This is a genomic window from Microcystis sp. M53603_WE2 (genome assembly GCF_030065435.1).
In genome coordinates, this window is the sequence record NZ_JASJFF010001066.1 from 1 (window position 1) to 11,527 (window position 11,527).

The 11,527-nt window shown below is 45.1% G+C and carries 12 protein-coding genes and 1 pseudogene; 4 read left to right on the forward strand and 9 right to left on the reverse strand.

Going from position 1 to position 11,527, the window contains the following annotated elements; translation table 11 throughout:
* Window positions 1-13 precede the first annotated feature (13 nt).
* Window positions 14-1,549, reverse strand: coding sequence for a TolC family protein (locus PX481_RS22440; RefSeq protein WP_288096141.1), 1,536 nt, complete (start codon window positions 1,547-1,549; stop codon window positions 14-16).
* Window positions 1,550-1,670: 121 nt separating this feature from the next.
* Here PX481_RS22440 and PX481_RS29880 point away from each other — a divergent pair, with 121 nt between their 5' ends.
* On the forward strand, window positions 1,671-1,721 hold the full coding sequence (locus tag PX481_RS29880; protein ID WP_353852218.1) for a hypothetical protein: 51 nt from the start codon (window positions 1,671-1,673) through the stop codon (window positions 1,719-1,721).
* A 63-nt stretch (window positions 1,722-1,784) separates the two neighbouring features.
* Here PX481_RS29880 and ggt read toward each other — a convergent pair whose 3' ends face one another.
* From ggt to PX481_RS22455, 3 genes are all read right to left on the reverse strand, one after another.
* On the reverse strand, window positions 1,785-3,329 hold the full coding sequence (gene ggt / locus PX481_RS22445) for a gamma-glutamyltransferase (protein WP_288025949.1): 1,545 nt from the start codon (window positions 3,327-3,329) through the stop codon (window positions 1,785-1,787).
* A 144-nt stretch (window positions 3,330-3,473) separates the two neighbouring features.
* The gene (gene lpxD, locus PX481_RS22450) at window positions 3,474-4,505 is read right to left on the reverse strand and encodes a UDP-3-O-(3-hydroxymyristoyl)glucosamine N-acyltransferase (protein WP_288025951.1); all 1,032 of its coding nucleotides are present in this window, start codon (window positions 4,503-4,505) and stop codon (window positions 3,474-3,476) included.
* A gap of 191 nt (window positions 4,506-4,696) precedes the next feature.
* Complete coding sequence (locus PX481_RS22455) at window positions 4,697-5,581, reverse strand: all3515 family Zur-repressed PEP-CTERM protein (RefSeq protein WP_004159478.1); 885 nt, start codon at window positions 5,579-5,581, stop codon at window positions 4,697-4,699.
* Between the two features lie 452 nt (window positions 5,582-6,033).
* On the opposite strand from PX481_RS22455, the gene PX481_RS22460 reads away from it, so the two are divergent.
* The 3 genes from PX481_RS22460 (at window position 6,034) to plsY (ending at window position 8,563) form a co-directional block, all read left to right on the forward strand.
* The gene (locus PX481_RS22460; protein WP_288096137.1) at window positions 6,034-7,059 is read left to right on the forward strand and encodes an ABC transporter ATP-binding protein; all 1,026 of its coding nucleotides are present in this window, start codon (window positions 6,034-6,036) and stop codon (window positions 7,057-7,059) included.
* Between the two features lie 82 nt (window positions 7,060-7,141).
* Window positions 7,142-7,837 (forward strand): 3-oxoacyl-ACP reductase FabG, encoded by a 696-nt coding sequence (gene fabG / locus PX481_RS22465; RefSeq protein WP_002798601.1) that lies wholly within the window; start codon window positions 7,142-7,144, stop codon window positions 7,835-7,837.
* Window positions 7,838-7,906: 69 nt separating this feature from the next.
* Window positions 7,907-8,563 carry a glycerol-3-phosphate 1-O-acyltransferase PlsY gene (plsY, locus tag PX481_RS22470; RefSeq protein ID WP_004159480.1) on the forward strand — a complete coding sequence of 219 codons (657 nt, stop codon included), beginning with the start codon at window positions 7,907-7,909 and terminating at the stop codon, window positions 8,561-8,563.
* Between the two features lie 174 nt (window positions 8,564-8,737).
* On the opposite strand, the gene PX481_RS22475 is transcribed toward plsY, so the two are convergent.
* From PX481_RS22475 to dapB, 5 genes and pseudogenes are all read right to left on the reverse strand, one after another.
* On the reverse strand, window positions 8,738-9,229 hold the full coding sequence (locus PX481_RS22475) for a ribonuclease toxin HepT-like protein (protein WP_249264809.1): 492 nt from the start codon (window positions 9,227-9,229) through the stop codon (window positions 8,738-8,740).
* Window positions 9,216-9,587: a nucleotidyltransferase family protein gene (locus tag PX481_RS22480; protein ID WP_012264857.1), complete on the reverse strand. Its 372-nt coding sequence runs from the start codon at window positions 9,585-9,587 to the stop codon at window positions 9,216-9,218. The genes PX481_RS22475 and PX481_RS22480 overlap by 14 nt, the downstream gene beginning before the upstream one ends.
* Before the next feature lie 26 nt (window positions 9,588-9,613).
* A complete protein-coding gene (locus PX481_RS22485) occupies window positions 9,614-10,084 on the reverse strand; it encodes a ribonuclease toxin HepT-like protein (RefSeq protein ID WP_004159484.1) in 471 nt (156 codons plus the stop codon).
* Window positions 10,066-10,419, reverse strand: a complete 354-nt coding sequence (locus tag PX481_RS22490; RefSeq protein ID WP_004159488.1) for a nucleotidyltransferase family protein — start codon at window positions 10,417-10,419, stop codon at window positions 10,066-10,068. Before PX481_RS22490 ends, PX481_RS22485 begins: the two co-directional genes overlap by 19 nt.
* A 187-nt stretch (window positions 10,420-10,606) precedes the next feature.
* Window positions 10,607-11,437, reverse strand: a pseudogene (dapB, locus tag PX481_RS22495) (4-hydroxy-tetrahydrodipicolinate reductase).
* Between the last annotated feature and the right edge of the window lie 90 nt (window positions 11,438-11,527).

The following is an 11,527-nucleotide window of genomic DNA, read 5'->3' on the forward strand; positions in this document are numbered from 1 at the left end:
ATAAATCCCACAATTAACGCACTTCAAACAAACGATTATCCGGTAAATTACTAATCGCTCGCTGGAGACTATTCAAGGATCTATTGTAATCGACGATCGCCTGTAGATAACGGCTTCTGGCATCGGTTAAATCCCGTTGGGAGTTGATCACATCCGTTTGGGTTCCCACACCCGCCTGAAACCGTAAACGGGCTAATCGCAGACTTTCCGTGGCGGATTCAATGCTTTTTTGCGAAGTTTTAATGTTTTCTTGGTTAGAAATCAAATTATAGTAAGATTCCTCCACCTGAAGGCGAATTTCATTGCGACGGAGGGAGAATTCCGTATCGGCGCGATCGATATTTCTTTCCGCTTGACGAGCGCGAGCAAAAGCACGACCACCATCAAAGAAAGTCCAACGAATCCGACCACCGACGCTAAAACCATCGCCAAAACCAGCTTCATCACTGAGATCGTTGAGGACATTATACTCGCCCAGAAGGTCCACTTGGGGAATCACCGCCGAAATGGCGATCGAGCGGTCTTCTGCGCTAATTTCCCGTTGTAAGAGTTGTTGTTCTAATTCCGCGCGATTTTTGTAGGCCAAAACGATACTATCATCAAGACTTAAGCCCCAAGTTCCCGCCTCGCGAATCTCATCGGCAGCGGTTAACTCGATGTGCTGACCGACACTCAATATCTGTGCCAGTCGCCGTCGGGAAATACGCTGGGTAGAAATCGCCCGGGTTAAGTCTTGGTTAGCGTTAGCGAGGTCAACTTCCGCCTGTAGGACAGCAAATCGGGTTCCTAGTCCCGCTTGTTCCAATAATTGAGCATCCCGTAAACTTTGACTAGCATCTTCGATCGCAGCTTGGGAGATCGCTACCTGAGCATCACCCCTCTGCAATTCATAATAGGCATCGGTGGCATCAAAACGAGTTTGTTCCGAGACTCGTTCCACCTCTAATTCCCGTTGCCGGATCACTTTTTCGGCCCTTTTGATCTGGGCTGTCCGTTCACCCCCTGTATAAACCCCATAGACGATGCTAACACGACCCTGAAAGTTGGTACTATCTTCGGGTCTAACTGCTGGGATTCCCTGTTGACGAGCCAAATTATTCTGTCTTTGGTCAGCTGCCGATTGATCTTGAGTGAGACTGGTTTCCGCTTCGGCCGTGGGTAATAAGGCCGCCTGTTGTTCCTTTAATTGGGCGCGAGCGATTTCTAAATCGACCCGGGCTGTCTGTAAGGTCTGATTATTTTTTAAAGCTAATTCGATCGCTTGATTTAAGGTGATCGGTTGTACTACCCTAATATTCACCTCATCTGGTTTGGTGGGAAAAATTAGGGGATTGCCACTAGGATTAAGATAATTAGGGGCTTTGGGATCCGCTTCCGTGGTTGCCGGTGCCGCCGATGGACCGGGTAATTGAGACACTGGATTGGCAGTAGGTCGGGGTTTCTTCAATAAATCGGCAGCGGACTGAGTTTGTGCCTTAACCGAGGATTCAGCCAAGAAAATCAACCCAAGCACCGCACTCACGGTAATACCATAACGCAAGAGCAACATGAGTATCTCGAAAGTAAACAGTAAACGATAAGAAGTAAATAAGCTCACACCACTATGTTTGCCGATTACTAATTACCGATAGTAACACGGGAGCTTGACTCGTATTGCTCGTGAGACGGGTTTGGGACGGGAGAGTCTCTATAAATCTTTGTCGAATCAGGGTAATCGGTGAGTTTGCTACAGTTCTTAAGGTTTTGCAAGCACTTGGGTTACGCCTGCAAGTTGTACCCATTACCTAAAAATCCCTAATCACTAATCCTACTCCATCCCGACGCGGATCGCCCGTAGCGGTTAATTCCCCCCGATCATTCACTGCCACCCCATGCACACCCCCAAAAAACATATTTTGTTCTTGCCACCGGGATACTTGAGTATTTGCGGGTAAAACCAGATTTTTGAGCATATTTTCCCGATCTTCTAAAGGTTCAATTCCTAATTGTTGATTTTCCCAATGTATGCGCGAGGCAGCGATCGCATCGGCTAAAGATTGCCGAAAATCGATTAAATTGCTAATAACCTGCAAAATAGCGGTGCGAATGCGATTGGAACCCCCAGAACCGAGAACAAATCGCGGCTTTCCTTCCTCTAAAATCATCGTCGGGGACATCATTGAGGATAAACGACGATCAACCGGCCAATTGTGAAAACCAAAGGGATTTAAGTCCGCTTCCCCGATCATATTATTGAGCATAATTCCCGTCCCCGGCACGGTATAAGCCGATCCTTCCCCGTTGGAAAAGGTGGCACTGGCGGCATTACCTTCCCCATCGATAACACTAATATGGGTGGTACTGCCCCATTTATTGGGATATTTGCCTAAAAATTCCGACGAGAGGAATTGCTCTTCGATTCCCTCCTGATGGATAAAATTATCGTAGCCTTGGGCGCGCGCTTGATTGGTTAAGGCCATCACCTCCGTTAAAATTTGCAGATGTTTGGCTCCTAGATGCTCTAAAGCCGATAAATTAACTGCTTCTAGTAATTTTAGGGCAAAAGCTAGGAGAATTCCCCCAGAACTAGGAGGCGGATTAGTCAGTATTTCGTAACCCCGATATTGGGTTTTTAGGGGTTTTCTCTCAAGGACTTGGTAATGATTTAAATCCTCTAGGGTGAGATAACCACCCTCCTGCATATCCTTGGCAATTTGGTGGGCGATTTCTCCCTCATAAAAGTCTTTTACGCCTTTTTTGCTTAATTCCTCTAAGCTGTTGGCAAAATCCCTCATCACACAGCGATCGCCAGCTTGGAGGAGTTTTCCTTGCGGGGCATAGACTTTTAAACCCTCTCTATCTTTGAGCAGAATCGAAGATAGTAAACCCAGGCAAAAGCCGTTATATTGGCTCAAAATGTAGCCTTGTCGAGCATATTCGATCGCTGGTTCCGCTACCACGGCAAAGGGCAATTTTCCCAGTTTTTTCTGCACTGTTTCCAATCCCCGTAACGCTCCGGTCGTTGCGATCGCACCTCGGCCAATGTGAAAATCTTGACTAGCACCACCAAAATTGATCGCCACTGGGTAAAAGTCGATATTTGTCAAGGGTTTTTTATATTTGGGAGTTTGACAAAAAAAATCAAAAAGGGTATTGACTTTTTCTTTGGTATGTGCTAGTAAAAAACCGCCGCCCCCCGCCGAAGCGAGGGTGAATTCGACCACGAAAGCCGCTAAAATCGAGCCAACTATCGCATCGAAGGCATTTCCGCCCATTTCTAAGATTAATTGTCCAGCTTCGGCAGTTTTTGGATGTCCTGCGGCGATAGCGCCCTTGCTTTTGCGAGTCACTTTGATTCAGTTATCAGTTATCAGTTATCAGTTATCAGTTATCAGTGGGGTGTGGGGTGTGGGGTGTGGGGTGTGGGGAGAAGGGAGAATAAATAAAAATAATCTCCTGTCTCCTGTCTCCTGTCTCCTGTCTCCTGAATAGGGCTATTTTTTCAACTGCTTAACCGCTTGATAGATTTCGGGTAAACGCTTGTAAGCGGCTGCTACCTTGAGGAATAGTTTATGCGGCATAGCGGGAGAACCAGAAACCACTTCTCCTGCCCCGATATCGTTGTGAATGCCGGTTTGGGCGGTTGCGATCGCACCGTCCCCGATCGCCGCTTGATTGGCAATGCCCACCTGTCCCGCTAAAATAACACGATTGCCCACTTTTACGCCTCCTGCCATGCCTACCTGTCCTGCAAGGGCGCAAGCTTGGCCAATTTGGCAATTATGGGCAATATGGACGAGATTATCGATCTTAGTCTGGCTACCGATGCGGGTTTCTCCCACTGCCGGGCGATCAACGGTGCTATTACAGCCAATTTCTACCCCATCTTCTAAGACCACGATACCGGATTGTTCCATCTTAAACCAGCCTTCGGTAACCGGCACAAAACCGAAGCCCTCAGCACCGATAACGGCGCCACTGTGGATAACGCAATCATTGCCGATTTGTACCCGTTCATGGATGGTACAGTTAGCGTGGAGAATTGTGCGATCACCAATATGCACTCCGGGGTAAATAACGGCGTTAGGATGAATGCACACCCCATCACCGAGGGTGACATTGGCTTCTACCACGGCATGGGCCCCGATGGCGACTTTATGGCCGATTTTAGCCGATGGATGCACCACGGCGGTGGCGTGAATGTAGGGTTGGGGCTGAAAGGGTTGATAGAATAATTTGATGGCGTGGGCGAATAAAAGTCGGGGATTGGCACTAGCTAACCAAGCGATGCCGCGTTCGTCGGCCTGTTGTTGTAAATTGGTATCCAGGGGCAGAATTAGGGCAGTAGCGTCAGTTTTGGCGACAAAGGCAGCAAATTTTCCCCCTTCGATATAGCTAATGGTATCGACTAGGGCGGTTTCGATGGGAGTTATGGCTTTAATTTGGGGATTTCTGTCGGGATAGGCGGTCAAACTCTGGGATTGTACTAAAGGACTTAATTTTTGGGCAATTTCACTAAATTTCATAAATATATATTGCGATCGAGATAGGGCTTATCCTAGGATAGTTTAAAACTATACTGATAATCTTGTCGTTATTATAGTCAAAAAAGTTGCCAGTTTTTTAGGGAATAATTCCTGTTTTCCATTTCAACAAAGCCGATGTCGATCTGGAGCGGTTTTGGGGATAATTTTGCTCTCTCCAAAACCGATTGGTTTTAGTTTTTACTACTCGATCGAGTTAATACAATTGACCCGAACAGTATTAAGGCGATCAGAGTTGATGGTTCGGGAACTGTTTGAAAATCTAGGTTAAAAATTCCTGACTCTCCCCAAGAAAGGCTAAGATCTACCAGCTTAAAACTGGCTGAATATTTTCCTGGTCGAGAGGCAAGAAACTTCGGTAAAAAGGAGAAGTTATCACCAGTCCCGATCGCATAGATATCGCCAGCATTAGCTAAAATTGTCTGTCCTAAAGAGTTAGCTACTGTTAATCCATCACTAATCTCTAACAGTTGTAAGGATAGGTTGGCATTACCTAAAGACCGATTCCACCGTCCCCCAGAACTGTTAAAAAGAGCTTGTTCTCCCAAGTCAGAGGAATTATTAATAGTTGCCACTGATTGCATCAGTAGATTGCTATATTCCTCCCCAGTGGCAGCACTAACAAAACTATTCTGAAAAATTCCTTTTCCCGCAATTAAGGAGAGAGGAGGCAATCCTGTAGAAGTCTCAGGAATGCGATTATTGCTGTTAGTAGGATTAACTACTGGATTACTAGACGGTCCGGAATAACTGTAAGTGCCGATACCGTGAAAATGAGGGGTTCCCTCTCGGTGAGCAACCAGAAGAGTTAACCGGTTATAGTTAGGATTGGCTAATCCCGCATAGATGCCCCGAGTTAAGGTGATTTGATTATCCACCCCGATATAAAATTCGGGCAAACTCTGACCAATGGCAGGCTCTTCAGCCTTAGCCACCGTTACCAGGGCGAAAGAAAGCGATAAAATGAAGCTAACAGCGATAAATGGATATTTAGGGCTTTTTTCGCCGATTTTATTCCCAGCACAAACTAATCCTACCCCAGAGACCTGTAGAACCATGATTTCTCTCCTTAATTAGAACGATAATCATTATCATTCTAGCGAAAAACCCTTGTTCCGATTCACTTTTGCCAACAAAGTTAATTTAAGTTAACGTGAACAATGCTGTCCCAATAAGTTGCCCGAGCATCTAAAGGGGTCGAGGTGGATCAAGGAACAGGCAACGCTGGAACAGCAGCGGGTCCTCTGGGGATGAGGCCAAATCCCGTCAAAGTTTATCTTGATCAAAAAAGATATAGCGTTTCCTAAGCTAGTGAGGTACACCTATTTTTCTTCCCTTTTGCCTTCTGCCTCTTGCATGAGTGCCTAAAACCCATCACTTTTGTACCTCAGCAGACTGAAAAACGCTATAAACAAAGCTGTACTAGATTTTGCAGTGGGGAATGTGGGTTAAAATAGACCAAGAAAGTTAACAAAAAAATTGTCTCGCTCAAGTCGGCGAAAATCAGCTTATGACCCTTGCGGTGGCGATCAAAAAGTTAAAAAAATCCTACGGTCAGACAGCAGCGGTTAAAGATATCTCCTTTACCGTGGCAGCGGGAGAAATCTTCGGTTTACTCGGTCCCAATGGTGCGGGGAAAACCACCACGATTCGCTGTCTTTGTACCCTTGCTAAACCCGATGGCGGCAAAATCGAGGTGGGGGGTGTCGATGCCCTGAATAACCCCAAATCCGCCCGTAAACGCCTGGGTTACGTTGCCCAAGAAGTCGCCCTCGATAAAATGCTCACCGGCCGGGAACTGTTGCAACTACAAGCGGCTCTCTATCACATTCCCCCTCAAAAGTCAAGAGAGCGCATCAAAGAATTAATAAATCTTTTAGGATTAGAGGAATACGCCGACAAAAAAACAGGAACCTATTCCGGCGGCATCAAAAAACGGCTGGATTTAGCGGCGGGATTACTGCATCAGCCGGAAGTTTTGGTGCTGGATGAACCGACTGTGGGACTCGATATCGAAAGTCGTTTGATTGTCTGGGATTTTCTGCGACAATTGCGGGCGGCCGGAACCAGTGTATTAATTACCAGCCATTATCTCGAAGAAATTGACGCCTTGGCCGATAACTTGGCAATTATCGACAATGGTATCGTCATCGCTCGCGGTACCCCCTCACAACTGAAGGAGCAACTGGGCGGCGATCGCATTACCCTAAAAGTGCGAGAATTTTCCCCAGAGGAAGAAGCCCTAAAAGCGAAAGAGTTATTATCCCGTCTGCCTTTTGTCGAGGAAGTGATCGTCAATACCGTCCAGGGTAACTCCCTGAATCTCATCGTCACGGCCAATAGCAATCCTTTAAGCAAAATTGAGCAAACCCTAGCCGAATCGGGATTACCCGTGTTCAGCATGGCCCAATCCCGTCCTAGTCTCGATGATGTCTATCTGGCGGCCACCGGACGCACCCTGATGGATGCGGAAATTGCCGCCGCCAGCAGTCGCGACCTCAAGGCGGAGAAAAAACAAGCGATGAAGGAATCCTAGTCCGGCGAGAAAGGCTGTAATATTGCCTAATTGCCCGGTTAAATCATCTATAATTGGAGCGATCGATTATATATCAATCAATATGAAAGATAAACGGGTATTGCTGACCGGCGGTACGGGAGGACTGGGTTTAGGAGTCACTCCGGCGGTTTTACACCATGGCGGTCATCTAACCATGACCTATCGGGAGGAAAGGGAGGTAGGTCGTCTGAAATCTCGGCTGAGTGCGGCGGAATTTGAGCGTATTCGCTTTGTCAGGGTGGATTTAACCCAAGAAACTGCCGTGGCTAGATTAATTGATGATCTCGGTCGGGTCGATGTCTTAATTCATCTAGTCGGGGGTTTTACCATGGGGGCGACGGAGGAGTTTAGCTATGAAGATTGGCTAAAAATGTTCGATTTAAACCTCCATAGCACTTTTTTACTGTGTAAACACTGTTTACGCTCGATGAAACTTCATAATTATGGTCGTATCGTCACTATCGGTTCTCGTGGTGCCGTACAACCGGGGGCAAATTTGGCCGCCTATTGTGCCTCGAAAGCGGCGGTAGTGGCTTTAACTCAAGCGATCGCAGAAGAAACCAAACAGACTAATATTACCGCTAACGTGGTTTTGCCCAGTATTATCGATACTCCGGGCAACCGGGAAGCGATGGGAGAGGCAAATGCCAAGGACTGGGTAAGTCCCCAATCTCTAGCCGAGGTGATCTGTTTTCTGGCAGGGGAAGGGGCGAAAGACTTGCGCGGGGCGGCAATTCCCGTCTATGGTTCCCTGTGAGTGGTTTTTTGTCTTCGGGCTGATACACTGATGACGGCGCTCGCTCTTGCTAAAAATTGGGGTTAATTTATGCTTATTCCGATTCTTATCAGTCTTACTATCTTACTTTTATCCTATCTGCTCGGTTCGATTCCCACGGGTTATTTAATCGGTAAATACAGCAAAGGTATCGATATTCGTGACTATGGTTCCGGTTCCACTGGGGCCACCAATGTGCTAAGAACTCTGGGAAAATCTGCCGGGGCGATGGTGTTATTAATTGATATGTTAAAAGGAATGGCGGCGGTGGCCCTGGTACGAGGACTATATTTTATGGATGTCAATCCTCTCCCAGAAAGTTGGTATTATTGGTTAATTATCGGGGCAGCATTGGGGGCAATCATCGGTCATAGTAAATCGATTTTCTTGAATTTTAGCGGTGGTAAATCCGTCGCCACCAGTTTAGGGGTTTTATTGGTGATGAATCCCCTAGTGGCTTGCGGAACTTTGGCGAGTTTTTTAGTTATTCTGGCACTTTTCCGGATTGTTTCTTTAGGTTCGATTATCGGGGCGCTGGTGGTGAATATTTTAATGGTTATTTTAGGTCAACCTCTCCCCTATATTTTATTTAGTTTGATGGGGGGAATCTATGTGATTGTTCGTCATCAGGGTAATATTAAAAGATTGTTGGCAGGGACGGAACCGAAAATAGGCCAGAAAGTACAGCAATCATCGGAAGTAAGTTAATAACTTTCTCAAGTCAGAATAACCACTGTGAAATGAAGTTGACGGCTCAAGAATAGGCTAAGACGCATTTTAACCGCCTATCCTTAGATTAGCTAAATCTCCCCCCGACGTCGGGTAGGGTTGGGGGGGTGTTGCCTCTTTCCCCATCTCAACAAGCAATCTTGTCTTTGAGGTTTAATTAAGACTGTCTGCTGTGGTTTTTAACCAAAGGATAAAACTATTAATATCTTCTTGGACTTGTAGCCATGTATTATAATAGTTATTAACCAGATTTTCTAGTTTTTGTTTTTCCAATTCAAAACCGTAGATATTGCGAACAACGTGCCGAAAGCTTAGGTATTCATTAAGTTTATGCACGGTATCTTCTCGTAATACAGCAGGACGATAATCTTGAGGTTTGCTCATACGATTTAATAGCCTTCTATGCCAGTCATAACTAGATGGTAAGCCACCATTTAACTCAGAAGCGATAATTTGAAAAATTCGTTCACATCCTGTATAGAAGTTATGGAGTTTTAGGGCTAAACTTTCGGCACAAATATGGGCTAGTGCCGGGTTGGTTAGCATTTCCGCTTGAACTAAACGCATTTGGCTTTCTAGCCGATTTAATCTATTAACTTCAGTGGCAATATCAAGGGCGATTTCTTGTAATTCACTGGCACTCATCGGACGCATAAAGACATTCTCCTGTTTGCAAAACTCTTTTAAGAAAATGAGGTTCTAAGTCTTCTATAGGCTTTAAATCAATCCAGCGAGCGCTAATTAAATTAACTTTTCCTAAAGCTTGAAAAAAACTTTCTGGGGGTATGCCAGCCACTGCTAGATCAATATCAGAAGTTTCCTGAAATTTACCTTTAACTAGAGAACCAAACAGGATAATTTTTGTAATTGGGAAATTTTCTTTTAAATAATCAATAACTGGCGGAAGATTTTTCCTTGCCTCTTGAGCTAATTTTTGATTATATTCCTGCTGTTCTTTTTGGCGTTTTTGCCAGTATTCAAGATAGGGATTATTAACCGACATAATCATTATAATATCGAGGATTTAGCTTAACTTTCTGCCCATTGTTCAAAGAAAATTTGAATATCTTTTTCTAAGTTTCTGTAGATTTTTCTTGCCCTGTCTAAATTAACTTTCAATTGCTCATAATCAATATTTGTGCCGTAGGCATGACGAAAAAAGTGCCGAAATCCTCGCAAACTATTTAACAAAGCGGCGGTTTCTGAAGAAATAAAAGCAGGACGAATTCCGGGGATAGGGACAGTCATTCTGTTTAATAAGGCTGTATGCCATTGCCGAGTATCGGCAATATGATTTTCAAAACAGGTAGCCACTATTTTAAGTAAATCCTCAGTGGCACTGTATAAATTATGGATTTGATAGGCAATGCTTTCCAGGCGAATGACATCATCGGGATTAACACCTTCGGCTCTAACAGCTAGTTTACCATCGATCGCTTTGATTAACTGTAATTGAGCATTTATATCAGCTTTCAACAGGATTAGTTGTCGGTTGTCCATAAAATTCCTTCTTCCCGAATTCGGTGGGCAAAATGACAGTTTTTCAGCAGAATAATATCCACCTCTCTCCCCAGATAATAGGACAGAATACTAATAGCCTCAAAGTGCAGTGCGGGATTGATATTTTCGACGGCAATATCCACATCAGAACCGGGGTGAAATTTATAGGGACGAGTCACGGAGCCAAAGATATAAGCTCGATTAATTCCGTATTTTACAGCATTTTCATGAAGCCATTGTTGAGTTTTCGCCAGCAGGGTTTGTCTTTGCTGTTCTCTTTGAATATCTTTTTCTTTGAGGATTTTATCGAGTTCTGGGGTAGGAAAAGCGCTCATGGGCTTATTTTACCATTGAGTTTAAGTAAGTGGTTCTAATTAAATAGAAGATAGATTGTGCCTTCGATCCCCCCTAACCTTGATCAGGGGGGTGCCGAACTGTTTGGTACTTTATTGATGACGACAATGCCCAATTAGCAAAGGTTTGAGCTATTACCACTACCATAAAATCACTACCTATCTTGATTTAGAGGATTTTTTCTAAACCGTAAACGAGGGATTGCAGCTGAGTAACTTTGCGGATAGAGAGGAGAACCCCCGGCATATAACAGGAGCGATCGCTGGTATCATGACGAAGGGTATAGATTTCCCCGGGGGAACCGAAAATGACTTCTTGGTGGGCAATTAAACCGGGTAAACGCACGCTATGAATACGGATGTTCTCAGCAGTTAAACCGCCTCTAGCGCCGGGGATAGTTTCTTTTTCGGAAACTTGGGCAGGATTAAAGGTTTTACCTAATTCTGCCAGTAATTCGGCGGTTTTGAGCGCCGTTCCACTGGGTGCGTCTGCTTTTTGATTGTGATGCAGTTCGATAATTTCCAGATGATCAAAATAGCGGGATGCTTGTATAGCAGCTTGTTGTAGTAAAACCATGCCAATGGAAAAATTCGGGATAACTAAACAGCCGGTGCTGGCTTATTCGGCAAATTCGGCTAAATCTTGCAGTTGTACCGTCGATAATCCCGTAGTTCCCACCACAGGACGCACTCCATAGGCGATCGCGCTGCGGGTATTGTCATAAACACCGTCGGGATGGGTAAAATCCACCATCACCCCCTGCACTTTTTCCTGAGTTGCCAGGACTAAAACACTCTGTAAATCGTCGAGAATCGGCACTTCTAGGGGTTCACAACCGGCCACTTCTCCCACATCCTGACCTCGAAAAGCTGGATTTCGATCCACTGCACCCACTAAGATCATATCGTCGGCACGAGCAACGGCTTTAATGACTTCCCGTCCCATTTTGCCGGCTGCACCGTTGACAACTACGGGAATCGGGCCTCTATTTTCGGTCATGGTTAATTATTCTCCTTAATATATGGCGATTATAGATTATAAATGGTTAATAACATTAAATTCCTAGCTGCTGATACAGTTCAACTTGAT

Bases quoted from the DNA above. Each gene is read 5' to 3' on its own strand.
- PX481_RS22440 (WP_288096141.1), bottom strand. From the start codon at position 1,549: ATGTTGCTCTTGCGTTATGGTATTACCGTGAGTGCGGTGCTTGGGTTG.
- lpxD (WP_288025951.1), bottom strand. From the start codon at position 4,505: ATGAAATTTAGTGAAATTGCCCAAAAATTAAGTCCTTTAGTACAATCC.
- plsY (WP_004159480.1), top strand. From the start codon at position 7,907: ATGCTTATTCCGATTCTTATCAGTCTTACTATCTTACTTTTATCCTAT.
- PX481_RS22480 (WP_012264857.1), bottom strand. From the start codon at position 9,587: ATGTCGGTTAATAATCCCTATCTTGAATACTGGCAAAAACGCCAAAAA.
- PX481_RS22455 (WP_004159478.1), bottom strand. From the start codon at position 5,581: ATGGTTCTACAGGTCTCTGGGGTAGGATTAGTTTGTGCTGGGAATAAA.
- PX481_RS22475 (WP_249264809.1), bottom strand. From the start codon at position 9,229: ATGAGTGCCAGTGAATTACAAGAAATCGCCCTTGATATTGCCACTGAA.
- PX481_RS22485 (WP_004159484.1), bottom strand. From the start codon at position 10,084: ATGGACAACCGACAACTAATCCTGTTGAAAGCTGATATAAATGCTCAA.
- fabG (WP_002798601.1), top strand. From the start codon at position 7,142: ATGAAAGATAAACGGGTATTGCTGACCGGCGGTACGGGAGGACTGGGT.
- PX481_RS22460 (WP_288096137.1), top strand. From the start codon at position 6,034: ATGACCCTTGCGGTGGCGATCAAAAAGTTAAAAAAATCCTACGGTCAG.
- PX481_RS22490 (WP_004159488.1), bottom strand. From the start codon at position 10,419: ATGAGCGCTTTTCCTACCCCAGAACTCGATAAAATCCTCAAAGAAAAA.